The following is a 23,828-nucleotide window of genomic DNA, read 5'->3' on the forward strand; positions in this document are numbered from 1 at the left end:
AAGTTTCTGCTGGCGGTATTAGTTCATAATGTTGAGATGTGGGTTACGCTTTCGTCACGTTTTCATTCGAAAATCGCGTACCAGGTAACAATTCGGGAACATTCCCCCAAAGTTAAATTAATAAGGCACTACACTATGGTTAGCAGGAAACGTAATAGCGTTATTTACCGGTTTGCCAGTTTATTATTGGTGTTGATGTTAAGTGCCTGTAGCGCACTGCAAGGTACGCCACAGCCAGCACCGCCAGTAACGGACCATCCGCAAGAGATTCGCCGCGACCAGACGCAAGGGTTACAGCGAATAGGTAGCGTAAGCACGATGGTTCGGGGTTCTCCGGATGACGCATTAGCAGAAATCAGAGCAAAAGCTGTCGCTGCAAAAGCTGATTATTACGTTGTCGTCATGGTGGACGAAACCATCGTGACAGGACAGTGGTATTCACAAGCCATTTTGTACCGTAAATAAATCAGACAACTTACATAGTCAGCTTTACATTGCTTTGCGTCCCTATGCGTTTACCTGTGCACAATAAATTACCGGCTGGAAGCCTGGGCGTTTATTACCGCGATGGAATGCCCTGCAACATGTGGGGAAACGAAAAATGGAGCTGACGATGAAACAATTACTTGCCTCACCCTCGCTGCAATTAGTGACTTATCCTGCGAGCGCCACGGCACAGTCTGCAGAATTCGCCAGTGCTGACTGCGTGACGGGCCTGAATGAAATAGGTCAGATCTCAGTTAGCAATATTTCAGGGGATCCGCAGGACGTGGAACGTATCGTGGCGTTAAAGGCCGATGAACAAGGTGCGTCATGGTACCGCATTATTACCATGTACGAAGACCAGCAGCCTGATAACTGGCGCGTACAGGCGATACTGTATGCATGAGTGTCATCTACAGCAAATGAACAATGCCGGATGCGGCGCGAGCGCCTTGTCCGGCCTACAATTTTCACATATTTCATTGAGTTAATCGAAACCAGCGTCGCATCAGTCGTATACGTTTACAAACACACTCCCCCCGTCGCCCGCAGCAATAAATCATTCTGGATCTGCTCTGACAACCGTACGCCGCCGCGCGTATCTAACATCACCTGACACCACGCCTGCGCCATTGGCGGAGAAGCATATTTCAACATTTGCGCACCGCAGCCCAGCAGGAATAGCTGATGAGTAATCTCTCGCCCCAGTTCTTCAGCTGGCTTACGCAGCTGCTGCTGTAAACGACGAACCGCGCGATCAAAATAGCGATCCTGCCCTTTCACTTCCACAAATGCTTCCGACAATAAGTCGTATACGCCCGCTTGCTTATTGAGAACGCGCAACACATCCAGGCACATAATATTGCCGGAACCTTCCCAAATACTGTTTACCGGCATCTCCCGGTAAAGCCGCGGCAGCTCGCTCTCCTCGCAATAACCAATGCCGCCCAGCACCTCCATCGCTTCGGCCACAAACGGCATACCTCGTTTGCAGATCACAAATTTTGCCGCAGGCGTAAATAAACGCGCCCACAGGGCTTCTTTGGCATCGGCGCGCCGGTCCCACGCTCGCGCAAGACGAAACAGCAACGCCGTTTGCCCTTCAAGCTGAAGTGCCATGCGACTTAAGACATGACGCATAAGGGGCTGTTGGATCAATGGATTACCAAAAACATGGCGTTGATGTGCATGATAAATCGCCAGCGAAAACGCACGGCGCATCATGGCATGGCTACCCAGGGCGCAATCAAAACGCGTCATCCCCCCCATTTTCAGGATCAGACGAATTCCTTCCCCTTCCTGCCCCAATAACCAGCCAATGGCATCCTGAAACTCCACTTCACAACTGGCGTTAGAGCGATTACCCAGCTTATCTTTCAGCCGTTCGAGGCGAATCGCGTTGCGTTGCCCGTCAGGCAAAAAGCGCGGCACAAAAAAACAGGACAGACCGCCCGTGGTCTGCGCCAGCACCAGATGCGCATCGCTTTGCGGAACCGAGAAAAACCATTTATGCCCCACCAGCCGATAAGAGCCATCTTCCAAACGCTCTGCACGGGTGGTGTTGCTCATGACATCGGAACCACCCTGCTTTTCCGTCATTCCCATGCCAATCAACAAACCGCGTTTTTGCCCACCTGGCAATAAGTGAGAATCGTAGCGATCGCTCAGCAGCGGCGTGGTCCAGTCCTGAAACGGCGTGGGTAACATCTGTAACAACAATGGCGTGGCGGCAAAGGTCATCGTTATTGGACATAACGACCCAGCCTCAACCTGCGCATGTAACATAAAACGCGCCGCGCGCGCCACAAATGCGCCGGAGCGAGCGTCTTCTTCCCAGGCAAGATTGTGCACCCGATTGGTACATAACACCTGCATCAGCAGGTGCCATGCGGGATGGAAACGAACATCGTCCAGACGCCGCCCCTGGGCATCGTAGCGCAACAGTTCAGGCGGGTTTACATTCGCCAGCCGCCCCAGTTCAAGGGATTCAGCCGTTCCTAACTGCTGACCAATACTGGCTAGAAAATCGCTATCCCAGCCAGCACCTTCACGCGTTACCGCTTCGCAAAGCGCGCCATCAGACAGGTATAAGTTGCTGTTATTTAATGGTATAGGTTGATTAAAAACGGTGTGAGTTTGCCAGTGCACTGTGTCTCCCTCCATCAATGGCAGTCACCATTAGTATGGCCACTGCCATGGATTCATGACAGAAAGAGATTGCTAAAACATTCTTATCCAGCAATGTAATGCGGAACGAAACGTGAGGTGTCTTTGGTGATCAGTGTGTTATCTTCACGGATCCCCATTCCGCACGCTTCATCATCGACAATCCAGCTATCGATGAGTGTGTAGCTATCGCCAAATCGCGGCAGAGGTTGAAACGCCTGGTAGATCATCGGTTCATCGGCGTAATCACCATCAGCGTGGTCAACGACGTTATTCTGACCGTCGAAAATGGTGACGTTTCCGCCTTCGCGCGAGTAGATCGGTTTACGCACATAGCTTTCGCCAGCGGCAATCTGCGATTTTTCACCCTCAAACCAGGATGCAAGAAGGTTAGGATGACCAGGGAAGAAGCGCCAAAGCAGCGGCATTAGCCCTTTATTACTCAAGATACTTTTCCATAACGGCTCCACCCATTGCTCGCGACGCTTGCACAGCAGCGGACCGTTATCGTCACGCATCATCCACTCCAGCGGATACAGCTTAAATGCACGCTGGATGACATTATCATCAAGATCGGTCAGTACACCGCCGACGCCCAAACCGAGATCTTCAATGTAGATAAACCGCGACTCCTGCCCTGCCTGCTGGGCGCAGTCCTGCAAGTACAGCACGGTAGTCCTGTCTTCATCGGTGTCCTGACAGCAGCAGAAATAAAACGGCTCCCGGCTATAAAGCTCGCTAAAGCGTGAAATCAGGCGTTCCTGAATGGCATTGTACTGATCGGCATCACGCGGAATAATGCCGCTGCGCCGGGCATCCTCCAGCCACAACCACTGGAAATAAGCCGACTCATACAACGAAGTCGGCGTATCGGCGTTGTACTCCAGCAGCTTCACCGGCGCATTGCCACACCAGGCAAAATCCATCCGGCCATACAGCGAAGGATCGCTGGCGTGCCAGCTTTCGGCGATCACATCCCAGTACAACGGCGGGATCGCCAGTTGCGTCAGGATCTCTTCGTCTTTAACCGCGCGATCCACCACCTCAAGGCACATCTGATGCAGTTCCGCAGTTGGTTTTTCGATCTGCTCTTCAATCTGGCGCAGAGTAAAACGGTAAGCCCGACTCTCGTCCCAATAGATTTCATTGTCGATGATATGAAAGTCGAAACCGTTGTCAGCGGCAATTTGGTCCAGATCCCGCCGCACAGGAACGTTGTGTCTCAGCATGATTAGCCTCCCCAATGCCCACGGGCGCTGGAAGAACGACCATAGCCGCCGCGCGAAACGGTTGACGCTTTTTTGGTGGTAAAGCCGCCTGAAGAGTAAGACTCTTTTTTGCCAGAACCGGAGCGCCAGGAGTAATCACCGGAAGTGTTGCGCCAGACGGGGCGGGAAGCAAATGAGGATCCGCCGCTGTTATAGACGAACGGCTCATCGCGATCTTTACGAATAACCCGGCTTAACAAAAATCCAGAAACGACCGGGATCCAACTCTGTTCAACATTGTCGTAGTAGCAATTTTCGTACTTAGACTGACAGTTCTGCTGAGTCATATTCTTCGGAACATCGGCATAAAATGCCGTTTTGGCGTTGTTCCAGCCACGCGCGCAAATGTCGGCATTATTACCGTCATCAATACAATCCTGCACTGTCGCGTAAAACGTTCCGTCGCCGTCGTTATCGACATCGCTACTATCGCCACAACCTTTCAATACGAAAAAAGCGGCACCGCCCATTAGCGCCAACGTTAAGTATTTTTGTGCGTAGCGATTGCGACGCGGTTCAAAAGGATTATTCGGTCTACCAATGCGGTAATGACTCCAACTTATTGATAGTGTTTTATGTTCAGATAATGCCCGATGACTTTGTCATGCAGCTCCACCGATTTTGAGAACGACAGCGACTTCCGTCCCAGCCGTGCCAGGTGCTGCCTCAGATTCAGGTTATGCCGCTCAATTCGCTGCGTATATCGCTTGCTGATTACGTGCAGCTTTCCCTTCAGGCGGGATTCATACAGCGGCCAGCCATCCGTCATCCATATCACCACGTCAAAGGGTGACAGCAGGCTCATAAGACGCCCCAGCGTCGCCATAGTGCGTTCACCGAATACGTGCGCAACAACCGTCTTCCGGAGACTGTCATACGCGTAAAACAGCCAGCGCTGGCGCGATTTAGCCCCGACATAGCCCCACTGTTCGTCCATTTCCGCGCAGACGATGACGTCACTGCCCGGCTGTATGCGCGAGGTTACCGACTGCGGCCTGAGTTTTTTAAGTGACGTAAAATCGTGTTGAGGCCAACGCCCATAATGCGTGCAGTTGCCCGGCATCCAACGCCATTCATGGCCATATCAATGATTTTCTGGTGCGTACCGGGTTGAGAAGCGGTGTAAGTGAACTGCAGTTGCCATGTTTTACGGCAGTGAGAGCAGAGATAGCGCTGATGTCCGGCAGTGCTTTTGCCGTTACGCACCACCCCGTCAGTAGCTGAACAGGAGGGACAGCTGATAGAAACAGAAGCCACTGGAGCACCTCAAAAACACCATCATACACTAAATCAGTAAGTTGGCAGCATCACCGTAATTATCTTACCAGCTATAGACAAAAAAACCATCCAAATCTGGATGGCTTTTCATAATTCAGACGAACTAGCTGCGCTGACGAACCGCTTCAAATAAGCAAATTCCGGTTGCAACCGAAACGTTCAGGGAAGAAACACTTCCTGCCATTGGGATGCTGATCAACTCATCGCAATGTTCACGGGTCAGGCGACGCATACCTTCACCTTCCGCGCCCATCACCAGCGCCAAGCGTCCGGTCATTTTGCTCTGATAGAGTGTATGATCCGCCTCGCCTGCCGTACCGACGATCCAGATATTCTCTTCCTGCAACATACGCATGGTGCGCGCAAGGTTAGTCACCCGAATCAGTGGAACGCTTTCTGCCGCGCCGCAGGCTACTTTTTTCGCCGTAGCGTTGAGCTGTGCGGAGCGATCTTTCGGCACAATCACCGCGTGAACGCCAGCAGCGTCCGCGCTACGCAGGCACGCGCCGAGGTTGTGCGGATCGGTTACACCGTCGAGGATCAGCAGGAACGGTTGATCGAGCGAAGCGATCAGATCCGGCAGATCGTTTTCCTGATACTGACGTCCTGGCTTCACGCGGGCGATAATGCCCTGATGCACGGCACCGTCGCTTTTCTCGTCGAGATATTGGCGGTTTGCCAACTGGATAACCACGCCCTGAGACTCAAGGGCGTGAATCAGCGGTAACAGACGTTTATCTTCACGGCCTTTTAAAATAAAGACTTCCTGAAAACGTTCAGGGGCGCGCTCCAGCAGGGCCTGCACTGCGTGGATGCCGTAAATCATTTCGCTCATTAATGTACTCGTTGTTTACGTTTTGCCTGATGCACTACGTTTATCCGGCCTACATGATCTCTGCAATATATTGAATTTGCGTGATTATGTAGGCCGGATAAGGCGTTCACGCCGCATCCGGCATGAACAAAGCGCATTTTGTCAGCAATCTAACCCTCTTCTTTTAAAGAGGGTATTGATCACTCTGCCACTTTTTTCTTCGCCGCACGCTTCGCTTTGGTCGCTGCGGCTATTTTCTGCGTTTTCGCCGATGGCTTTTTCGCTTTTCTCGCGTCTTTCTTCGCCGCTTTCGGCTTCGTTTTTTTCTCACCGCGGAAGGCGCTGTCTGGCTCAAAGTTTACCTTTTTACCGACCTGACGACGCTTGCCGCCTTTTTTGCCTGCATCGCCTTTTTTCGCTTTCTCGCGCGCCGTTTTACCGACGTTGCGCGGTGCGCGTTCACTGGAGATCAGACTAAAGTCGATTTTGCGCTCGTCCATATTAACCGCTTCGACGCGAACTTCCACGCGATCGCCCAGGCGATAAGTCTGGCCGCTGGATTCCCCCATCAGGCGTTGCCCTACCTGGTCAAAGCGATAGTAGTCATTGTCCAGCGAAGAGACATGGACCAGACCATCAATGAACAAGTCGTCCAGACGGACGAAGAAGCCAAAGCCAGTGACGCTGGAAATTACGCCTTTAAAGACGTTACCTACCTGGTCGAGCATGAAGTCACACTTCAGCCAGTCAGCGACATCGCGCGTTGCTTCGTCGGCACGACGTTCCGCCATCGAACAGTGCTGACCCAGTTGCAACATCTCTTCCATCGAATAATGGTAGCCGCCGGTTTCAGTGGTGTTGCCCTGATGCCCCTGCTCTTTCGCCAGCAGATACTTAATGGCGCGGTGCAGCGTCAGGTCAGGATAACGACGAATCGGCGAAGTAAAGTGCGCATAGGACTGCAATGCCAGGCCAAAGTGACCACGGTTTTCTGGATCGTAAATCGCCTGTTTCATCGAGCGCAGCAGCATGGTTTGCAGCATTTCTGCATCAGGACGGTCGGCAACCGACTCCAGCAGTTCCGCGTAGTCACGCGGTTCCGGCTTGTTACCACCCGGCAGCTCCAGCCCCAGCTCCGCCAGCACTGAACGGAAAGAGGTAATCGCTTCGGTGCTCGGCTTGTCGTGAATACGGAACAGTGCCGGTTCTTTCGCTTTCTCAACGAAACGCGCCGCCGAGATATTCGCCAGAATCATGCACTCTTCAATTAATTTGTGCGCGTCGTTACGCTGGGTCTGTTCGATACGTTCAATACGGCGTTCAGCGTTGAAAATGAACTTCGCTTCTTCGCTCTCAAATGAGATCCCACCGCGTTCTTCACGGGCTTTATCCAGCACTTTATAGAGGTTATGCAACTCTTCGAGATGCTTAACCAGCGGGGCGTACTGCTCGCGCAGATCCTGATCGCCCTGCAGAATATGCCAGACTTTGGTGTAGGTCAGACGCGCGTGAGAGCTCATCACCGCTTCGTAGAATTTGTAGCCCGTCAGGCGGCCTTTCGACGAAACCGTCATCTCGCACACCATACACAGGCGGTCTACCTGCGGGTTGAGCGAACACAGGCCGTTAGAGAGCACTTCCGGCAGCATCGGGATAACCTGCGAAGGGAAGTACACCGACGTGCCACGGTTACGCGCTTCTCTGTCCAGCGGCGTTGGCGGACGCACATAGTAGCTGACGTCGGCAATCGCGACCCATAAACGCCAGCCGCCGCCGCGTTTTTTCTCGCAGTAAACTGCATCGTCAAAGTCACGGGCGTCTTCGCCATCAATGGTGACCAGCGGTAAATCGCGCAAATCGACACGGCCCGCTTTTGCTTCTTCCGGCACTTCTTCTTTCAGCCCCGCAACCTGTTGCTCAACAGCCTGCGGCCAGATATACGGAATTTCATGGGTACGCAGAGCGATATCAACCGCCATGCCGGTGCCCATATTGTCGCCCAGCACTTCGACGATTTTACCCACCGCTTTGGTGCGGCGAGTCGGACGCTGAGTCAGTTCGACTACGACCACAAAGCCCATCCGCGCGCCCATGATCTGATCGGGCGGGATTAAGATATCGAAGCTCAGACGGCTATCGTCAGGAACCACAAAGCCGACGCCCGCTTCGGTAAAGTAGCGACCAACAATCTGGCTGGTTTTTGGCACCAGTACGCGGACAATACGCGCTTCACGACGACCTTTACGGTCAGCACCCAGCGGCTGCGCCAGCACCTGATCGCCATGAATACAGGTTTTCATCTGCTCGCTGGAGAGATACAAATCATCTTTACGCCCTTCAACCCGCAGAAAGCCGTAGCCATCACGGTGGCCAATAACGGTACCTTTCACCAGGTCGAGGCGTTCCGGCAGCGCATAGCACTGACGACGAGTGAAGACCAGTTGACCATCGCGCTCCATCGCGCGCAGGCGGCGACGCAGGCCTTCAAGCTGCTCTTCGCCTTCAATGTGCAGTTCTACCGCCAGCTCATCACGGCTGGCCGGTTTTTCACGTTTGGTTAAATGTTCGAGGATAAATTCCCGACTAGGGATGGGATTCGCGTATTTTTCAGCTTCGCGTTCCTGGAAAGGATCTTGTGACATCTCGGTTCCTCCGTTGTCATCTCTGATGAAGATTTTCGTCACTCCACCAGCAATAATTTATAAAGCGGTTGATTCTCTTCAACCAAATCGGCAAGCGTGTAGTTATCCAGTTCCGTAAGAAAACTTTGCACGGCCTTAGAAAGCGCCTGTTTCAACCGACAGGCAGGTGTAATGTGGCAAAACTCACTGCTGCAATTCACCAGCGATAAGGGCTCCAGCTCGCGCACCACATCACCAATACGTATCGCACTCGCCGGTTTACCCAGGCGAATGCCGCCATTTTTTCCACGAACAGCAGTCACGTAGCCGGCACGACTAAGTTGATTGATTATTTTGACCATATGATTACGGGAGACGCCGTAGACGTCAGTCACTTCAGAAATACTGGTCATCCGCCCTTCTGGCAATGACGCCATGTAGATCAGCGCACGTAATCCGTAATCAGTGAAACTCGTTAACTGCACATCAACCTCAAAAGGGAAATCGGGAAAAAATACATTTATATTGATGATAAACCAGCCACAAGCTGTGTCGCTAATTTATTTCAGTTCGGGGAAGGAAAAAAGCGAGGATTTAACACTGTGTCGGATAGCGTAATGGCTTAACCGACACAGCAATGTATCACACTGTTAGCCCGGCAGGCAAAATATCTGCCAGGCGTACCAGAATTACGCGTCGAACGGATCGCGCAGAATCATGGTTTCAGTACGATCCGGACCGGTAGAGATGATATCGATCGGCACACCGGTCAGCTCTTCAATACGCTTGATGTAGTTCAGCGCCGCCTGCGGCAGGCCGCTACGATCTTTCACGCCGAAAGTGGATTCAGACCAGCCCGGCATGGTTTCGTAAATCGGCTCTACACCTTTCCAGTCGTCAGCTGCCAGCGGAGTGGTAGCCACTTCGCGACCATCCGGCATACGGTAAGCCACGCAGAGTTTAACCTCTTTCAGGCCATCCAGAACGTCCAGCTTGGTCAGGCAGAAGCCAGACAGGGAGTTCAGCTGTACCGCACGACGAACGGCAACGGTGTCCAGCCAGCCGGTACGACGACGACGACCCGTAGTTGCGCCGAATTCGTTACCCTGCTTGCAGAGGAACTCGCCAGTTTCATCAAACAGTTCGGTCGGGAACGGACCTGCACCTACACGAGTTGAGTAAGCTTTGAGGATACCCAGAACATAATCAACATAACGCGGGCCCAGGCCGGAACCGGTCGCCACGCCACCAGCAGTGGTGTTGGAAGAAGTTACGTACGGATAAGTACCGTGGTCGATATCCAGCAGCGTACCCTGCGCACCTTCAAACATGACGAAATCGCCACGCTGACGCGCCTGGTCGAGCAGGTCAGAAACGTCAACCACCATAGAAGTCAGGATGTCGGCAACAGCCATCGTATCATCCAGAACTTTCTGGTAATCAACCGCTTCAGCTTTGTAGTAGTTAACCAACTGGAAGTTGTGATATTCCATCACTTCTTTCAGTTTTTCAGCGAAGGTTTCTTTGTCGAAAAGGTCGCCAACACGCAGACCGCGACGTGCTACTTTATCTTCATAAGCAGGCCCGATACCACGACCGGTGGTGCCGATCGCTTTCGCGCCACGCGCTTTCTCACGCGCGTTATCCAGCGCAACGTGATAATCAAGGATCAGCGGACATGCTTCAGACAGCAGCAGACGCTCACGAACGGGGATGCCACGGTCTTCCAGTTCTTTCATCTCTTTCATCAGCGCGGCCGGAGACAGCACAACACCGTTACCGATGATGCTGGTTACATTCTCGCGGAGAATACCTGATGGAATAAGATGGAGAACGGTTTTTTCACCGTTGATTACGAGAGTATGGCCTGCGTTGTGACCGCCCTGGTAGCGTACAACATATTTAGCCCGTTCAGTCAGAAGATCGACGATCTTACCTTTACCTTCGTCACCCCATTGGGTGCCCAGTACGACGACGTTGTTACCCATTTTTCAAAATCACCGTTTGCTTAAAAATGGATTCTACCATCGCTTTTTCAGAGTTACAGCACTTTTTGCACTCAAAAATGACCTCGATCAGTCTGTTTTTTGTTCAGCCAATCGTTTTCCTCAACATGTAGTAGACCACAACGCCCGCAACCACAAGTCCACCGCCAAAACGACGTAAAATATTATCGGGCAAATTGGTCATCGCAGAGATCATCTTCTTCCATGCCTTCGGGTAAAGCATCGGCCCTAAACCTTCCAGTACCAAAACCAGGGCAAGCGCCAGCCAGATTGTCGAATTCATTCATTATCCTTATAGAAAAAGAAAACCACCGACATCCCTGAGGATGCGGTGGCTTTATTGACCTGTACCGCAGTCGTTATATTAACGCGTTGCGGAAGTCGGCGTCTTCATGTAGCGGAAGAAATCGCTATCCGGGCTCATGACCATCACGTCCTGATTGCCAGAGAAGCTGTTCTCATAAGCACGCAGGCTACGGATGAATGCGTAGAAGTCCGGATCTTTACTGAATGCATCAGCAAACAGTTTGGCTGCTTCGGCATCGCCTTCACCACGCATGATGCGGCCCTGACGCTCAGCTTCTGCCAGCGTTCTGGTCACTTCATAGTCGGCAGTCGCGCGCAGTTTTTCCGCTTCTTCCTGACCTTGTGAACGGTGACGACGCGCTACCGCTTCACGCTCGGCGCGCATACGGTTGTAGATCGCTTCAGACACTTCGGTCGGCAGGTTGATCTGCTTGATACGCACATCGACAACTTCAATACCCAGCGCCGCCATACTGTTCGGGTTGATGACCGGAACTTTGCCCTTCGTCTCAGCCGTTACGCGCTCTGCCGCTTCGGCAATGGCGTTATCTGCCGCCGGGGTAGTAACTTCATCTTCTGTACCCGCAGAACCGGAGTTCAGCGCGTCACGTACTTCGAGGGTCAGACGACCACGGGAATCGGTGACGATGTCTTTCACGTCCAGGCGACCAATTTCAGAACGCAGACGGTCAGAGAACTTACGTTTCAACAGCACTTCCGCTTGCGAAATGTCGCCACCACCCGTTGCCAGGTAGTAACGGCTGAAATCGCTGATGCGCCATTTGATGTAAGAATCGACGATCAGGTCTTTCTTCTCTTTGGTCACAAAGCGGTCGGCCTGGTTGTCCATGGTCTGAATACGTGCGTCGAGCATTTTCACCGTTTCAATGAACGGTATCTTGAAATGCAGACCCGGCTCATAAACCAGAGGTTTGTTGTCATCGTCACGCAGTACCTTACCAAAACGCAGCGTAATACCGCGCTCACCTTCTTTGACGACAAAGACAGACATGTAAAGCACTACCAGCACGATGATGATAATCGCGATAACTGACTTACGCATCGTTATTCCCCCTGACGCTGGTAGTCGTTACGCTGCGCGTTGGCGCGGCGTTGGTCCATAATATCGCCCTGACTGGTGGACGACGTGTTGCTTGCTCCACTGGTTGTGGAGGAAGAGGCTGGCGGCAGACGCAGCAGATTGCTGGCACCGTTATCGCTCTTCGCCGCAGGGGCGTTACCGCCTTTCAGCATCTGGTCTAACGGCAGAACCATCAGGTTGCCACCTTTATCGTTAACCAGCACTTTGCGGGTGTTACCCAACACTTTTTCCATCGTCTCGATATACAGACGCTCGCGAGTAATTTCCGGCGCGGCTTTATATTCCGGCAGAAGTTTAGCAAAGCGCGCCACTTCACCCTGAGCTTCCAGGATGGTCTGGGCCTTGTACGCACGCGCCTCTTCGAGGATACGTTGCGCCTGACCGTTCGCACGCGGCTGAACTTCGTTGGTATACGCTTCTGCTTCACGAATGTATTGCTGTTCGTTTTCACGCGCGGCAATCGCATCGTCAAACGCCGCTTTTACTTCTTCCGGCGGACGAGCTGCCTGGAAGTTGACGTCCAGCAGAGTGATACCCATGTCATACGGACGGATAGTCTCTTCCAGTTCGCGCTGAGTATCGCTACGAATCACGGTACGACCTTCCGTCAGAATGCGGTCCATGGTGTATTTACCGATAACTCCACGCAGGGCGCTGTCGGTAGCCTGACGCAGGCTGTCATCCGGGCTGGTCACGCTATACAGATATTTTTCCGGATTGGTGACGCGGTACTGCACGTTCATCTCAACGCGCACTACGTTCTCGTCCGACGTCAGCATCACACCAGAAGCGGCCAGTTCACGCACGGCTTCCACGTTCACCGGTTTGACTTCGTCGATAAACGTCGGTTTCCAGTTCAGACCCGGCTCAACCAGATGGCTGAATTTACCAAAGCGTGTTACCACGCCGCGTTCGGCTTCTTTAATGGTATAGAAACCACTGGCCGCCCAGATAATGACAATCGCTGCCGCTGCGATGGTAACGACACGACCGCCAAGCTGCGGGCGCGGGCCTTGCGATGAACTGCCACCGCCAGATCCGGTGCCTTTACCGCCGCCCAGACCACCGAGCTTTTTGCTCAGTTTGCGGAAGATATCATCTAAATCAGGTGGCCCTTGATCGCGACCGCCTTTGTTTCCATTTCCCTCAGAGTTGCCGCCAGGTTTGCTGCTTCCCCACGGGTCGCGGTCTTGTCCGTTATTACCGGGCTGATTCCACGCCATGTTTGTGCTCCATATTTGTTATGCGGTGATCCCTGTTGTCTTTCGACGCCAGAGGATATGACTCCACGCTTCAGACGCTACGCCGTTAGATCAGGTAATCGATCAACGCCGGTTCTTGTTTACAGAGGCGACGCCAGTCAACGATCGGCATACGAACTTGCAGACTTACGCTGCCGTCCTCCTCCATCCACTCTTTTTCTATTGCCTGAAGCTGATAAAAACGACTTCTCAGACGTCCTTCCTGCGGCGGCAAACGCAATGTATGCTGCGCCACCTCGCCGGAAAGCCGCTCCGTCAAAGCCTGAAAAAGCTGTGGTATCCCCGCTCCGGTCTGTGCGGAAAGCCAGACACGGATCGGTTTGTTCTCTTCGTCCCGATCAATACGCGGTTCGAAATCTTCCAGCATATCGATCTTGTTCATCACCAGCAGGGTTGGGATCTCGTGAGCGTCGATCTCTTCAAGAACCGTATTCACCGCTTCGATGTTTTCTTGTACACGTACATCCGCCGCATCAATGACGTGCAGCAGTAATGTGGCTTGCCGCGTCTCTTGTAACGTGGCTTTAAATGCTGCCACCAGATCGTGCGGCAGGTGGCGAATAAACCCTACGGTATCTGCAAGTACGGTTTCACCGACATCCGCGACGTCAATACGCCGCAACGTCGGGTCGAGGGTGGCAAACAACTGGTCTGCCGCGTAGACCCGCGCTTCGGTGATGCGATTGAAAAGGGTAGATTTACCGGCGTTGGTATATCCCACCAGCGAAACAGTAGGAACGTCGGCTTTGATACGCGATTGCCGCCCCTGCTCACGCTGCTTTTCAACTCTTTCTAGGCGCGACTGTATCTGCACGATGCGATTACGCAACAAACGACGGTCGGTTTCGAGCTGGGTTTCACCCGGACCACGCAAACCTATCCCGCCTTTCTGTCTTTCAAGGTGGGTCCAGCCACGCACCAGGCGCGTAGCCAGATGGCGCAGCTGCGCCAGCTCAACCTGCAACTTACCCTCATGGGTACGCGCACGTTGGGCGAAAATATCTAAAATAAGGCCGGTGCGGTCGATAACACGACACTCGCACAAACGCTCCAGGTTACGCTCTTGCGCCGGGCTCAGGGCATGGTCAAAAAGAACGACCGAAGCACCCGTCGCTTTGACAGCTTCCGCAATTTCAACTGCTTTACCTTCACCTACAAAATACTTTGGGTGCGGCGCTTTACGGCTACCGGTAATCACCTGCAATGCTTCGACACCGGCGGAAGAGACCAGAGATTCAAACTCCTGGAGGTCTTCCATATCTTTGTCTTGCGTAAAATAGATGTGTACCAGTACCGCCTGCTCACCAGCATCATAACGGTCAAACAAGCGTATAACCCTCTAAATAGATCAGCGGGGAACGCAGGATCGCTGGCTCCCCGTGTAAAAAAAACAGCCCGAAACCTTATTCGGTTTCTTCGCTGTCCTGTTGCGCGGAAGTATTCTGCGCGCTGCTACCATGATGGTAGTTACTGCTGGTACCGCCACCGGCGTTGTTACTGTGATGAGAAACCGGGCGAGACGGGACAACAGTAGAAATCGCGTGCTTGTAAACCATCTGGCTGACCGTGTTTTTCAACAGGATCACGAACTGATCAAAAGACTCGATTTGCCCTTGCAGCTTAATACCATTCACCAAATAAATAGAAACTGGAACACGTTCCCGACGCAGTGCGTTCAGGAACGGATCTTGTAAAGATTGCCCCTTAGCCATTCTCTCTTTTCCTTATATGCTTATTTGTACTTTGAACCTTTCGATTCTGAAAAAATTGCGCACGATACGTCTCAATTGTACACATTCAGCCTGCGATAGCACCAACAACCTGTAATACTTCGTCACGCGCCTGTTCTGGTTTTTCACTGTCAAGCCAGTGAACCCCTTCCCAACCACGCAGCCAGGTTATCTGCCGCTTCGCCAACTGTCTCGTGGCGCAAACACCTCGATAAACCATTTCATCGTATGAGATTTCGCCTTCAAGGTAAGACCACATCTGGCGATAACCCACGCAACGAATGGAAGGCAAGTCCGTATGCAAATCTCCTCGGGCAAAAAGCGCCCGGACTTCTGCTTCAAAACCTGAAGCCAACATCTGATGAAAACGCTGCTCAATGCGTTGATGGAGCAGTTCACGGCTCGCCGGGGCGATGGCGAACTGATGCACCTGATACGGTAGAGCGTCTCCTGACGTTTGCGTCAGTTCCGTTAAAGTTTTACCCGAAATGAAAAAAACTTCCAGTGCCCGGGAAAGCCTTTGTGGATCATTTGGATGAATCCTTGCTGCCGCAACCGGATCTACCTCCTGAAGTTGACGATGCAATGACTCCCAACCTTGCTCTGCCGCCTGTTGCTCAATTCTGGCCCGCACTTCCGGGTCTGCCGACGGTAGCGGCGACAACCCTTCCAGCAATGCCTTGAAATACAACATCGTACCGCCCACTAACAGTGGGATCCGCCCCGCCGCGGTGATATCGGCCATTTCCGCCAGCGCATCGCGGCGAAAATCAGCAGCCGAGTAAGCCTGCGACGGATCGCGAATATCCAGCAATCGGTGCGGCGCGGCGAGTAACTCTTCAGCGTTCGGCTTCGCCGTCCCGATATCCATCCCTTTGTAAATAAGGGCAGAATCAACGCTTATCAACTCTACTGGTAAAATTTTACGCAGCTCAATGGCTAACGCCGTTTTACCGGAGGCCGTCGGCCCCATCAAAAAAATCGCCTTAGGCAGGCTCGCCTTACTGATATCACTCATCTTTCAGGGCTTTTATCGCCGGATGTAAATCAACAGATTGTAACAGACCACCCGGCGGCGTTTTCACAAGTTGCGGACATAACCGTTCCACGTCCGCCAGCAGGGTTATGGCCTGTGCCATTGACCACTGCGCATGTTCGCTCATCAGATTTCGTGCAATCCACTGCGCAATATTGCCAGGTTCGAATACGGACTGCTTCGCCAGGTAGCCTATCAGTTCAGGAATCAAGATTTGTAAATTTTGTTGGCGTAAGGGTAAAGGCACGGCCCTGATGGTCACATGCTGTGCATCTGACTGGAAATCAATACCCAATTCCGCCAGGGCAGACTGCGCTTTTTCTAATGCCGATTTTTCTTCGCCAGAAACTTTTAGCCGCAACGGAATAAGCAGCGGCTGAGCGCAAACTGGCGCTTCACCCGGCGTCAGTTGTACCTGACGCAGCCAACGTTCTGCCACTGGCAAGGCTAAAAGTGAAATGTTGCCGTCGCGCTCCAGCAACGCACAGTCGGAATGGACGATAGTCAGTACCCGACCAAAACTCTGACTGTTCGCCGCAAGTGCAGGTTCCTGCGGTTCCGGCGCTTTTAATTTTTGCATCGGCGCGGGCGTTTGCAAAAGCTGGCGATACACTTCACCTTGCTGTTTCTGGTAGCCTGGCTGCGCATTCGGCCAGGGGGCAGCCGGACGACTGCCTGATGCTGGCGCAGGAGTGTAGCGCGGAGCTACCGGCTCACGAGCTGCCGGTTCTGCAAAGTGATTGCGCCCCGCCGCCACGCGGTTTTCCGGAATGGAACGCGGTGCAGGTTGGGGTTCATCGTCCAGCGGTAGCGGCGTTTCCAGTTGCTGTTGTAGCACGCTCAGCACGCCCTGATAGATAAAATCATGCACCAGACGCGACTGATGGAAACGCACTTCGTGTTTGGCGGGGTGCACGTTGACGTCCACCTGATGCGGATCGATCTCCAGATACAGCACAAATGCCGGTTGCTGATCGGCCCCCAGTTTGTCTTCGCAGGCCTGGCGGATCGCGTGATTGATCAGGCGATCGCGCATCATGCGACCGTTCACGTAGCAATACTGAATTTCTGCCAGTGCGGGCGTGGTGTGATTTGGATCGGCCACCCAGCCGCGTAGCGTGAGATCGCCGTGTTGCCATTCAATCGCCAGCGCTTGTTCAAGAAAAGCGGTGCCGCAAATCGCGCCTAAGCGCCGTTCTTTTTGCCCGCCTTCCGGCACTGCGCGGTACTGACGCACAATTTTACCGTTATGCGACAGGTTGATCGTGACGTCGAAACGCGCCAGCGCAATGCGGCGGATGATCTCATCAATGTGGTTAAATTCGGTTTTCTCGGTGCGCAGGAATTTGCGCCGCGCCGGGGTGTTGTAGAACAGATCCAGCACCTCCAGCGTCGTCCCCACAGGATGCGCCGCCGGTTTTACCGTCACGTTCATATCGCGCCCTTCGGCATAGGCCTGCCAGGCTTCCTGCTGTTCTGCGGTGCGTGAAGTGAGCGTCAGGCGGGAAACCGAACTGATACTCGCCAGCGCCTCACCGCGAAAGCCCAGGCTGATAATGGCTTCGAGATCGTCCAGAGAGGCGATTTTACTGGTGGCATGACGAGCCAGCGCCAGCGCCAGCTCATCTTTTTTGATACCGCAGCCGTTATCACGAATGCGGATAAGTTTCGCCCCACCGCGTTCGATATCAATATCGATACGCGTCGCACCTGCATCGAGGCTGTTTTCCACCAGTTCTTTGACTACCGACGCAGGTCGCTCGACCACCTCACCTGCGGCAATCTGGTTCGCCAGTTGTGGCGGTAAGACCTGAATTGGCATCAATCGTCCTTAGTTTGGCAGCGTGCGATCTGGCGTCGTCACCGTACTGGCAGTTTGTGCCGTTGCCCCCTGCGGCGCAGATTGCATCGGATGCGCAAGGAAATAATTGCGCAGGCCTTTGTAAATGGCTTCTGCCAGCTGTTGTTGGTAATCGTCGCTCGCCAGCAAACGTTCTTCGCTGTTGTTGCTGATAAAACCGGTTTCGACCAGTACTGACGGGATATCCGGCGAACGCAGAACGCCGAGACTCGCGTGTTCTGGTCGGCGTTTATGTATTTCGCCAATGCGTTGCAACTGACTGATCATACTGGTCGCTACATCATACCCTACCCGCTGGGAATGACCGAACTGTAAATCCAGCACCGCCTGGCTTAAATAGGGGTCAGACTGACTGTTCGCCAGCACATCGCCCGCCCCACCCAGCAGCTCCGACTGTTTCTCGTGCTGCTCCAGCCAGCTGGCCATTTCGCTGTTGGCGCGACGGTTAGAGAGCACCCATACGGAAGCGCCAGTCGCACTGCGGTTCGGTGCGGCATCAGCGTGAATCGACACGAGGAAATTGGCGTTTTGCTTACGTGCCACATCGCTGCGCCCCATCACCGAGATAAAGTAATCCCCGTCACGGGTTAAAACGCCTTTAAACATCGGATCGTCATTGAGCAAAGTGCGCAATTTACGCGCGATGGCGATGGTGACATTTTTCTCCCGCGTACCACCGGGGCCGATAGCGCCAGGGTCCTGACCGCCGTGTCCGGCATCAATAGCGATGATAATTTTATCGCCAGTGTTAGCCGTCGCGCGCGCTGCCGGACGCGTTACCGTATTACTGCTGATAACACCCGTAGTGCGGTTACTTTCCGTTTTAAACGGATTGCGCGCCGGTTCGCTGACGCGCGGTGCGACAACCGCAGGCGTTTCAACGCGTTTCGCAACCACGGGCGGTGGAGGAGGCGGTGGCGGCACATCGGCGTTAATCGTAAAGACGACAGTGTAATTGCTGCCATTCTGCCGCTTCACCGCTTCGGTTTTACCGTTTTCGGTAAGATCGACCACCAGCCGTAGCGTTTGTGCATCTTTAGGCGTTCCAGAGCGAATCGCCTTCACCAGATTATTGCCGCTGAACAACAACGGCAGTCCCTGAATCACGCCCGTTTGTTTGATATCGAGCGCCACGGTGCGTTTGCTTTGATGGCTAAACGCATAATCAGGATCGCCAATAAAACTCAACGTTATCCGCGCCTGTTGATTACCGTTAGAAACCTGAATATCAGAGAGCGTCGCGGCACCCACCGGCGTGCACAGCAGCAGCAGCGTCGCTACCAACCAATTTCTGATGCGATACATCATCCCGCCACCTTTCAAAGGTTAACCGGCTAAACGCGCCAGCAACAATTCACCCGCAGAGGAAACCGCACTCACGCGCGCCTCACGGCCTTGTGCCTGATAATCAATGTGTATTTCGACATCCGGGTCAGGAAGAACACCTGTACCTTGTTGTGGCCACTCCACCAGGCAGATGGCATCGTTGGCAAAATAATCGCGGATCCCCATAAACTCCAGCTCCTCGGGATCGGCAAGGCGGTACAAATCAAAGTGATAAACCATTAAATTGTCGAGCGTATAGGGTTCGACCAGCGTATAAGTGGGGCTTTTGACATTACCCTGATGACCCAGAGCTTGTAAAAAACCCCGGCTAAAGGTGGTTTTACCTGCGCCTAAATCGCCATACAGATAGATTACGGTTGCGCCATCGCAGGCTTTCGCTACCCGCTCGCCCAGGTCTAATGTTGCCTGCTCATCAGGGAGCGGAATTACTCGATTCATCATGGTTTTTATCAGTCACTTCCGGGTTAACAATACGCTGTAGCGTGGAAAAGAGATCGGTTGCCAGCATCCCGCGCGTTCCAAAACGCGCCGCCAGTACGTCAGCTGCCGCACCGTGCGCGACACAGCCCGCACAGGCGGCATCATACGGCGACAGTTTTTGCCCAAGCAATGCGCCAATAATACCAGAGAGCACATCGCCCATGCCGCCGCTCGCCATGCCTGCATTTCCGGCATCAATAATGCCTAAAGCGTCAGGATGGGCGGCGACCACGGTTCCGGCACCTTTCAGCACCGCTACGCCGCCATAACGTTGTACCAGACGTTTGGCGCAATGTAAGCGGTCACTTTCAATTTCAGCGACGGAACAGCCTAACAACCGTGCGGCCTCGCCAGGATGCGGCGTGATCACGCGATTGTGACGCTTATCGGGATTGATTGCCAGCAGGTTCAATGCATCGGCATCCCACAACATCGGTTTGCGAAAATTCTCAACTTTTTGCAGTGCTTTTTTCCCCCACTCTTGCTGGCCCAGACCGGGACCAATCACCACCACATCGGCCCATTCCAGGCTTTCGGTAAGAGAGTCCATCGTCAGTTCATGCACCATCAATTCCGGTCGTGCAGTCAGCAGCGGCGCAATGTTTTCACTGCGGGTCAGTACTCGGACTAAACCAGCACCAGCACGCAGCGCCGCTTCCCCCGTCATACGAATAGCCCCCGCCGTGCCGTGATCGCCACCGATAATCACCAGCCGCCCGTGATCGCCTTTATGCGAAGTCGGGCGACGCGGTTTCAGCCAGTGAGAAAGTTGTTCTGCCGAAAACCGCTGAATTTTCGTCTCCTGACCTGCCAGCCAGCTATCCAGCCCCAGTGAGTCAAAATGCAGTTGTCCTGTAACATCCCGCGCTTTTCCAGTGAGCAAGCCTGGTTTCAGCGCAATAAAAGTGATGGTGTGATCGGCGTTGATCACTGCGCCTGGCGTAGCGCCGGTTTCAGCCAGCAGGCCGGAAGGGATATCAACCGCCACAATCGGCGCAGGATGGGAATTAGCGTGGTCGATTAACTGGCTAATGGATTCGCGGGGCGCTTGCTGCAAGCCGGTACCGAGCAGCGCATCAACAATCAGATCTACCGATTCGGGCCAGACAATATTCGAAGCATGGATCTCGCCACCCGCGTTTAACCATGCTTCGCGTGCCAGCGCGGCCTCTTCCGGCAACGGTTTGTCGCTCTCCTGGGCCAACAACGTGACCTCAATGCCGACCGCTTTGGCCAGTCGCGCGACCACGTAGCCATCGCCGCCGTTATTACCATGACCGCACAGCACCAGCCAGTGGCGGGCGTCAGGATACGCCGAACGACACACCTGGAATGCGGCCTCGCCAGCGCGAAGCATCAGCTCATAGAGTGTGAGCCCCAGCACATCTGCCGCCTCGCGTTCTCCGCGGCGGATATCGTCGGCGTACCAGACGGTGTGTGGTATACTTACGGGGTTTTTCTTCATTGTATGGTCCGTCATGTCAGAGCCCCTCGATCTCAATCAGTTAGCGCAAAAAATTAAACAGTGGGGGCTGGAACTGGGCTTTCAGCAGGTAGGTATTACCGATACCGATCTCAGCGAGTCCGAGCCCAAACTGCAAGCATGGCTGGACAAACAATACCACGGCGAAATGGACTGGATGGCACGTCACGGTATGCTGCGCGCTCGCCCCCATGAGTTATTACCAGGTACGCTGCGTGTAATCAGCGTGCGGATGAATTACCTTCCTGCTAACGCCGCATTTGCCAGCACGCTGAAAAACCCCAAACTCGGCTATGTTAGCCGTTATGCGCTGGGCCGTGACTATCACAAACTTCTGCGCAACCGACTCAAAAAGCTGGGCGAGATGATTCAGCAACATTGTGTTTCGCTGAATTTTAGACCGTTTGTCGATTCTGCGCCTATTCTCGAGCGCCCGTTAGCTGAAAAAGCTGGGCTCGGCTGGACAGGTAAGCACTCACTTATCCTCAATCGCGAGGCCGGTTCTTTCTTCTTTTTAGGCGAATTGCTGGTCGATATTCCGCTGCCCGTGGATCAACCAGTCGAGGAAGGATGCGGTAAATGCATAGCCTGTATGACGATTTGCCCGACCGGTGCCATCGTCGAGCCATATACCGTCGATGCTCGCCGCTGTATCTCTTATCTCACCATCGAACTTGAAGGGGCGATCCCGGAAGAGTTGCGACCGTTAATGGGAAACCGTATTTACGGTTGCGATGACTGCCAGCTTATCTGCCCGTGGAATCGCTATTCGCAACTCACTACAGAAGACGATTTCAGCCCGCGTAAGCCGCTACACGCACAGGAACTCATTGAGTTATTTGCCTGGAGCGAAGAGAAGTTTTTAAAAGTCACGGAAGGATCGGCGATTCGCCGTATAGGTCACCTGCGCTGGCTGCGTAATATCGCCGTGGCATTAGGCAATGCGCCCTGGGATGAAACGATTCTGGCGGCGCTGGAGAGTCGCAAAGGTGAGCACCCACTTCTTGATGAGCACATAGCGTGGGCGATTGCGCAGCAAATCGAGAGACGAAATGCGTGCATAGTCGAAGTGCAATTGCCGAAAAAACAGCGTCTGGTTCGGGTGATTGAAAAAGGGTTACCGCGTGACGCCTGATTCATCCACAGCTTGTGAATAAAAATAAAAACGCATTGCAATTCAAGACGCATAAAATCGTCAAGTGATCGACTCGACAAAACAGAATCTTGATTTTTAACTTATTTATCAATAGGTTAAAAAAATACCATTCACCGTGCGAAGTTTCTTTGAAATTAAGATTACAGCCTGAGGATGTGGATAACTCTGTTTACAAGAGTTTGTCAGAGACAACAAAAACCAGCAATAACGCATCGCGTCGCTGTGGATATTTTATTGAGAGAAGAATTTGGAGCGGGAAACGAGACTCGAACTCGCGACCCCGACCTTGGCAAGGTCGTGCTCTACCAACTGAGCTATTCCCGCTTGGGTGGTCTGTGCCTTACAGCACTTTCAAATTTTGGAGCGGGAAACGAGACTCGAACTCGCGACCCCGACCTTGGCAAGGTCGTGCTCTACCAACTGAGCTATTCCCGCTTAATCTTCGTCTTTCGAACCGCTACTGCCTTGGCTGCCTTCACTCACCTTAGTCACATACTTTTGTAAGTTCCCAAGGATTCGTTCAGTTGCCGCCTTGTCGCAATTCGAAATACTGCGATTGGGTGGTCTGTGCTTTGCAGCACTTTTCAAATTTTGGAGCGGGAAACGAGACTCGAACTCGCGACCCCGACCTTGGCAAGGTCGTGCTCTACCAACTGAGCTATTCCCGCGTACTACTTAATTTTGCTTTCGTAATTTTCGCATTTCTGCGTCGTTACGGGAGGCGCATTATACGAGAAATCTTTCCCTCTGCAACCCCCCAAAAAAGTTTTTTTTGCGTTTTTATCTCAAGTGCTGAAATTATCAGCAAGACGTTCAATTTAGCGTCAAAATCACGCCGCCGCAAGTGGATTCCGGCGCTTACGTGACCAGGAAAAATTTTACAGCTTGATAAAATGCTCGCGGTAGTAAGCCAGCTCCGCCACCGATTCACGGATATCATCCATTGCCTGATGCGTCCCCTGCTTGGTAAAACCATCCAGAATTTCCGGCTTCCAGCGGCGCGCCAGCTCTTTCAGGGTGCTGACATCGAGATAACGGTAGTGGAAGTAGGCTTCCAGCTCCGGCATGTATTTAAACAGGAAACGACGGTCCTGTCCGATGCTGTTACCGCAAATCGGCGATTTTCCCGCAGGCACCCACTGTTTTAAGAATTCGAGCGTTGCCAGTTCAGCTTCCCGATCGCCCATCGTGCTCGCTTTCACGCGCTCTACCAGCCCGCTGGCGGTATGGGTGCGCACGTTCCAGTCATCCATCAGCGCCAGCTGTTCATCGGACTGATGTACTGCAATGGTCGGCCCTTCTGCCAGAATATTCAGATTGGCATCGGTCACCAGCGTGGCAATCTCAATAATGCGATCGCGCTCGGGATCCAGACCGGTCATCTCAAGATCGATCCAAATCAGGTTGTTTTCATTGGCACTCATGCTAT

At 53.2% G+C, this 23,828-nt stretch carries 23 protein-coding genes and 3 tRNA genes; 3 read left to right on the forward strand and 23 right to left on the reverse strand.

All coding sequences use genetic code 11. The features are described from left to right. The first annotated feature begins 135 nt into the window (after nucleotides 1-135). Together bsmA and yjfN are read left to right on the forward strand one after the other, a co-directional pair. Nucleotides 136-465, forward strand: a complete 330-nt coding sequence (bsmA, locus tag C1P89_RS16645) for a biofilm peroxide resistance protein BsmA (RefSeq protein WP_000254636.1) — start codon at nucleotides 136-138, stop codon at nucleotides 463-465. A 148-nt stretch (nucleotides 466-613) separates the two neighbouring features. Next, entirely contained in the window at nucleotides 614-889 is a 276-nt protein-coding gene (yjfN, locus tag C1P89_RS16650; RefSeq protein WP_000811566.1) for a DUF1471 family protease activator YjfN, read from the forward strand. Between the two features lie 116 nt (nucleotides 890-1,005). Here yjfN and C1P89_RS16655 read toward each other — a convergent pair whose 3' ends face one another. From C1P89_RS16655 to nnr, 18 genes are all read right to left on the reverse strand, one after another. After that, the gene (locus C1P89_RS16655) at nucleotides 1,006-2,631 is read right to left on the reverse strand and encodes an isovaleryl-CoA dehydrogenase (RefSeq protein ID WP_005144281.1); all 1,626 of its coding nucleotides are present in this window, start codon (nucleotides 2,629-2,631) and stop codon (nucleotides 1,006-1,008) included. A gap of 83 nt (nucleotides 2,632-2,714) precedes the next feature. Then, on the reverse strand, nucleotides 2,715-3,878 hold the full coding sequence (locus C1P89_RS16660) for a glutathionylspermidine synthase family protein (protein ID WP_000943953.1): 1,164 nt from the start codon (nucleotides 3,876-3,878) through the stop codon (nucleotides 2,715-2,717). A gap of 2 nt (nucleotides 3,879-3,880) precedes the next feature. Then, nucleotides 3,881-4,480: a DUF1190 domain-containing protein gene (locus tag C1P89_RS16665; protein WP_049800995.1), complete on the reverse strand. Its 600-nt coding sequence runs from the start codon at nucleotides 4,478-4,480 to the stop codon at nucleotides 3,881-3,883. Next, nucleotides 4,477-5,174, reverse strand: a protein-coding gene (locus tag C1P89_RS16670; protein WP_094096600.1) for an IS1-like element IS1A family transposase whose coding sequence is annotated in 2 segments (ribosomal slippage) — nucleotides 4,477-4,925 and nucleotides 4,925-5,174 — 699 coding nt in all. Because the reading frame shifts where the segments join, the coding sequence is not laid out codon by codon here. Before C1P89_RS16670 ends, C1P89_RS16665 begins: the two co-directional genes overlap by 4 nt. Before the next feature lie 124 nt (nucleotides 5,175-5,298). Continuing rightward, nucleotides 5,299-6,030, reverse strand: a complete 732-nt coding sequence (gene rlmB / locus C1P89_RS16675) for a 23S rRNA (guanosine(2251)-2'-O)-methyltransferase RlmB (RefSeq protein WP_001293282.1) — start codon at nucleotides 6,028-6,030, stop codon at nucleotides 5,299-5,301. Nucleotides 6,031-6,209: 179 nt separating this feature from the next. Continuing rightward, nucleotides 6,210-8,651, reverse strand: a complete 2,442-nt coding sequence (rnr, locus tag C1P89_RS16680; protein WP_000076316.1) for a ribonuclease R — start codon at nucleotides 8,649-8,651, stop codon at nucleotides 6,210-6,212. A 38-nt stretch (nucleotides 8,652-8,689) separates the two neighbouring features. After that, a complete protein-coding gene (nsrR, locus tag C1P89_RS16685; protein WP_001177639.1) occupies nucleotides 8,690-9,115 on the reverse strand; it encodes a nitric oxide-sensing transcriptional repressor NsrR in 426 nt (141 codons plus the stop codon). A 204-nt stretch (nucleotides 9,116-9,319) separates the two neighbouring features. Further along, nucleotides 9,320-10,618, reverse strand: coding sequence for an adenylosuccinate synthase (gene purA / locus C1P89_RS16690; protein ID WP_000527953.1), 1,299 nt, complete (start codon nucleotides 10,616-10,618; stop codon nucleotides 9,320-9,322). Between the two features lie 103 nt (nucleotides 10,619-10,721). Next, the gene (locus C1P89_RS16695; protein WP_001089295.1) at nucleotides 10,722-10,919 is read right to left on the reverse strand and encodes a DUF2065 domain-containing protein; all 198 of its coding nucleotides are present in this window, start codon (nucleotides 10,917-10,919) and stop codon (nucleotides 10,722-10,724) included. 81 nt (nucleotides 10,920-11,000) lie between these two features. After that, the gene (gene hflC, locus C1P89_RS16700) at nucleotides 11,001-12,005 is read right to left on the reverse strand and encodes a protease modulator HflC (protein WP_001232412.1); all 1,005 of its coding nucleotides are present in this window, start codon (nucleotides 12,003-12,005) and stop codon (nucleotides 11,001-11,003) included. A gap of 2 nt (nucleotides 12,006-12,007) precedes the next feature. After that, nucleotides 12,008-13,267: an FtsH protease activity modulator HflK gene (gene hflK, locus C1P89_RS16705; RefSeq protein ID WP_000312488.1), complete on the reverse strand. Its 1,260-nt coding sequence runs from the start codon at nucleotides 13,265-13,267 to the stop codon at nucleotides 12,008-12,010. 85 nt (nucleotides 13,268-13,352) lie between these two features. Then, a complete protein-coding gene (gene hflX, locus C1P89_RS16710) occupies nucleotides 13,353-14,633 on the reverse strand; it encodes a ribosome rescue GTPase HflX (RefSeq protein ID WP_000460360.1) in 1,281 nt (426 codons plus the stop codon). A gap of 76 nt (nucleotides 14,634-14,709) precedes the next feature. Then, nucleotides 14,710-15,018: an RNA chaperone Hfq gene (gene hfq, locus C1P89_RS16715; RefSeq protein WP_001051883.1), complete on the reverse strand. Its 309-nt coding sequence runs from the start codon at nucleotides 15,016-15,018 to the stop codon at nucleotides 14,710-14,712. 85 nt (nucleotides 15,019-15,103) lie between these two features. After that, on the reverse strand, nucleotides 15,104-16,054 hold the full coding sequence (gene miaA / locus C1P89_RS16720; RefSeq protein WP_001280345.1) for a tRNA (adenosine(37)-N6)-dimethylallyltransferase MiaA: 951 nt from the start codon (nucleotides 16,052-16,054) through the stop codon (nucleotides 15,104-15,106). Continuing rightward, nucleotides 16,047-17,894: a DNA mismatch repair endonuclease MutL gene (gene mutL / locus C1P89_RS16725; protein WP_001122503.1), complete on the reverse strand. Its 1,848-nt coding sequence runs from the start codon at nucleotides 17,892-17,894 to the stop codon at nucleotides 16,047-16,049. The genes miaA and mutL overlap by 8 nt, the downstream gene beginning before the upstream one ends. Nucleotides 17,895-17,903: 9 nt before the next feature. Continuing rightward, nucleotides 17,904-19,241, reverse strand: coding sequence for an N-acetylmuramoyl-L-alanine amidase AmiB (amiB, locus tag C1P89_RS16730; RefSeq protein WP_000990333.1), 1,338 nt, complete (start codon nucleotides 19,239-19,241; stop codon nucleotides 17,904-17,906). 18 nt (nucleotides 19,242-19,259) lie between these two features. Beyond that, complete coding sequence (gene tsaE, locus C1P89_RS16735) at nucleotides 19,260-19,721, reverse strand: tRNA (adenosine(37)-N6)-threonylcarbamoyltransferase complex ATPase subunit type 1 TsaE (protein WP_000981977.1); 462 nt, start codon at nucleotides 19,719-19,721, stop codon at nucleotides 19,260-19,262. Beyond that, entirely contained in the window at nucleotides 19,693-21,240 is a 1,548-nt protein-coding gene (nnr, locus tag C1P89_RS16740) for a bifunctional ADP-dependent NAD(P)H-hydrate dehydratase/NAD(P)H-hydrate epimerase (protein ID WP_011310347.1), read from the reverse strand. The genes tsaE and nnr overlap by 29 nt, the downstream gene beginning before the upstream one ends. Between nnr and queG the strand changes: the two genes are divergently transcribed. Continuing rightward, a complete protein-coding gene (gene queG / locus C1P89_RS16745; protein WP_001294207.1) occupies nucleotides 21,239-22,378 on the forward strand; it encodes a tRNA epoxyqueuosine(34) reductase QueG in 1,140 nt (379 codons plus the stop codon). The genes nnr and queG overlap by 2 nt on opposite strands. On the opposite strand, the gene C1P89_RS16750 is transcribed toward queG, so the two are convergent. The 5 genes from C1P89_RS16750 to orn form a co-directional block, all read right to left on the reverse strand. Continuing rightward, a complete protein-coding gene (locus C1P89_RS16750; protein WP_010723271.1) occupies nucleotides 22,361-22,414 on the reverse strand; it encodes a hypothetical protein in 54 nt (17 codons plus the stop codon). The genes queG and C1P89_RS16750 overlap by 18 nt on opposite strands. Nucleotides 22,415-22,647: 233 nt before the next feature. Further along, nucleotides 22,648-22,723, reverse strand: a tRNA-Gly gene (locus C1P89_RS16755). A 35-nt stretch (nucleotides 22,724-22,758) separates the two neighbouring features. Further along, nucleotides 22,759-22,834 (reverse strand) — tRNA-Gly (locus tag C1P89_RS16760). 157 nt (nucleotides 22,835-22,991) lie between these two features. Continuing rightward, a tRNA-Gly gene (locus tag C1P89_RS16765) sits at nucleotides 22,992-23,067 on the reverse strand. Between the two features lie 210 nt (nucleotides 23,068-23,277). Then, nucleotides 23,278-23,823 (reverse strand): oligoribonuclease, encoded by a 546-nt coding sequence (gene orn, locus C1P89_RS16770; RefSeq protein ID WP_001295188.1) that lies wholly within the window; start codon nucleotides 23,821-23,823, stop codon nucleotides 23,278-23,280. Nucleotides 23,824-23,828: the final 5 nt, after the last annotated feature.

The sequence above is a fragment of the Shigella sonnei genome, from assembly GCF_002950395.1.
Classification (GTDB): Bacteria; Pseudomonadota; Gammaproteobacteria; order Enterobacterales; family Enterobacteriaceae; genus ECMA0423.

Excerpts from the sequence above, each read along its gene's own strand:
- bsmA (WP_000254636.1), top strand. The coding sequence starts at position 136 with ATGGTTAGCAGGAAACGTAATAGCGTTATTTACCGGTTTGCCAGTTTA.
- yjfN (WP_000811566.1), top strand. The coding sequence starts at position 614 with ATGAAACAATTACTTGCCTCACCCTCGCTGCAATTAGTGACTTATCCT.
- C1P89_RS16660 (WP_000943953.1), bottom strand. The coding sequence starts at position 3,878 with ATGCTGAGACACAACGTTCCTGTGCGGCGGGATCTGGACCAAATTGCC.
- rlmB (WP_001293282.1), bottom strand. The coding sequence starts at position 6,030 with ATGAGCGAAATGATTTACGGCATCCACGCAGTGCAGGCCCTGCTGGAG.
- rnr (WP_000076316.1), bottom strand. The coding sequence starts at position 8,651 with ATGTCACAAGATCCTTTCCAGGAACGCGAAGCTGAAAAATACGCGAAT.
- purA (WP_000527953.1), bottom strand. The coding sequence starts at position 10,618 with ATGGGTAACAACGTCGTCGTACTGGGCACCCAATGGGGTGACGAAGGT.
- C1P89_RS16695 (WP_001089295.1), bottom strand. The coding sequence starts at position 10,919 with ATGAATTCGACAATCTGGCTGGCGCTTGCCCTGGTTTTGGTACTGGAA.
- hflC (WP_001232412.1), bottom strand. The coding sequence starts at position 12,005 with ATGCGTAAGTCAGTTATCGCGATTATCATCATCGTGCTGGTAGTGCTT.
- hflK (WP_000312488.1), bottom strand. The coding sequence starts at position 13,267 with ATGGCGTGGAATCAGCCCGGTAATAACGGACAAGACCGCGACCCGTGG.
- hfq (WP_001051883.1), bottom strand. The coding sequence starts at position 15,018 with ATGGCTAAGGGGCAATCTTTACAAGATCCGTTCCTGAACGCACTGCGT.
- miaA (WP_001280345.1), bottom strand. The coding sequence starts at position 16,054 with ATGAGTGATATCAGTAAGGCGAGCCTGCCTAAGGCGATTTTTTTGATG.
- mutL (WP_001122503.1), bottom strand. The coding sequence starts at position 17,894 with ATGCCAATTCAGGTCTTACCGCCACAACTGGCGAACCAGATTGCCGCA.
- amiB (WP_000990333.1), bottom strand. The coding sequence starts at position 19,241 with ATGATGTATCGCATCAGAAATTGGTTGGTAGCGACGCTGCTGCTGCTG.
- tsaE (WP_000981977.1), bottom strand. The coding sequence starts at position 19,721 with ATGATGAATCGAGTAATTCCGCTCCCTGATGAGCAGGCAACATTAGAC.
- queG (WP_001294207.1), top strand. The coding sequence starts at position 21,239 with ATGTCAGAGCCCCTCGATCTCAATCAGTTAGCGCAAAAAATTAAACAG.
- nnr (WP_011310347.1), bottom strand. The coding sequence starts at position 21,240 with ATGACGGACCATACAATGAAGAAAAACCCCGTAAGTATACCACACACC.
- orn (WP_001295188.1), bottom strand. The coding sequence starts at position 23,823 with ATGAGTGCCAATGAAAACAACCTGATTTGGATCGATCTTGAGATGACC.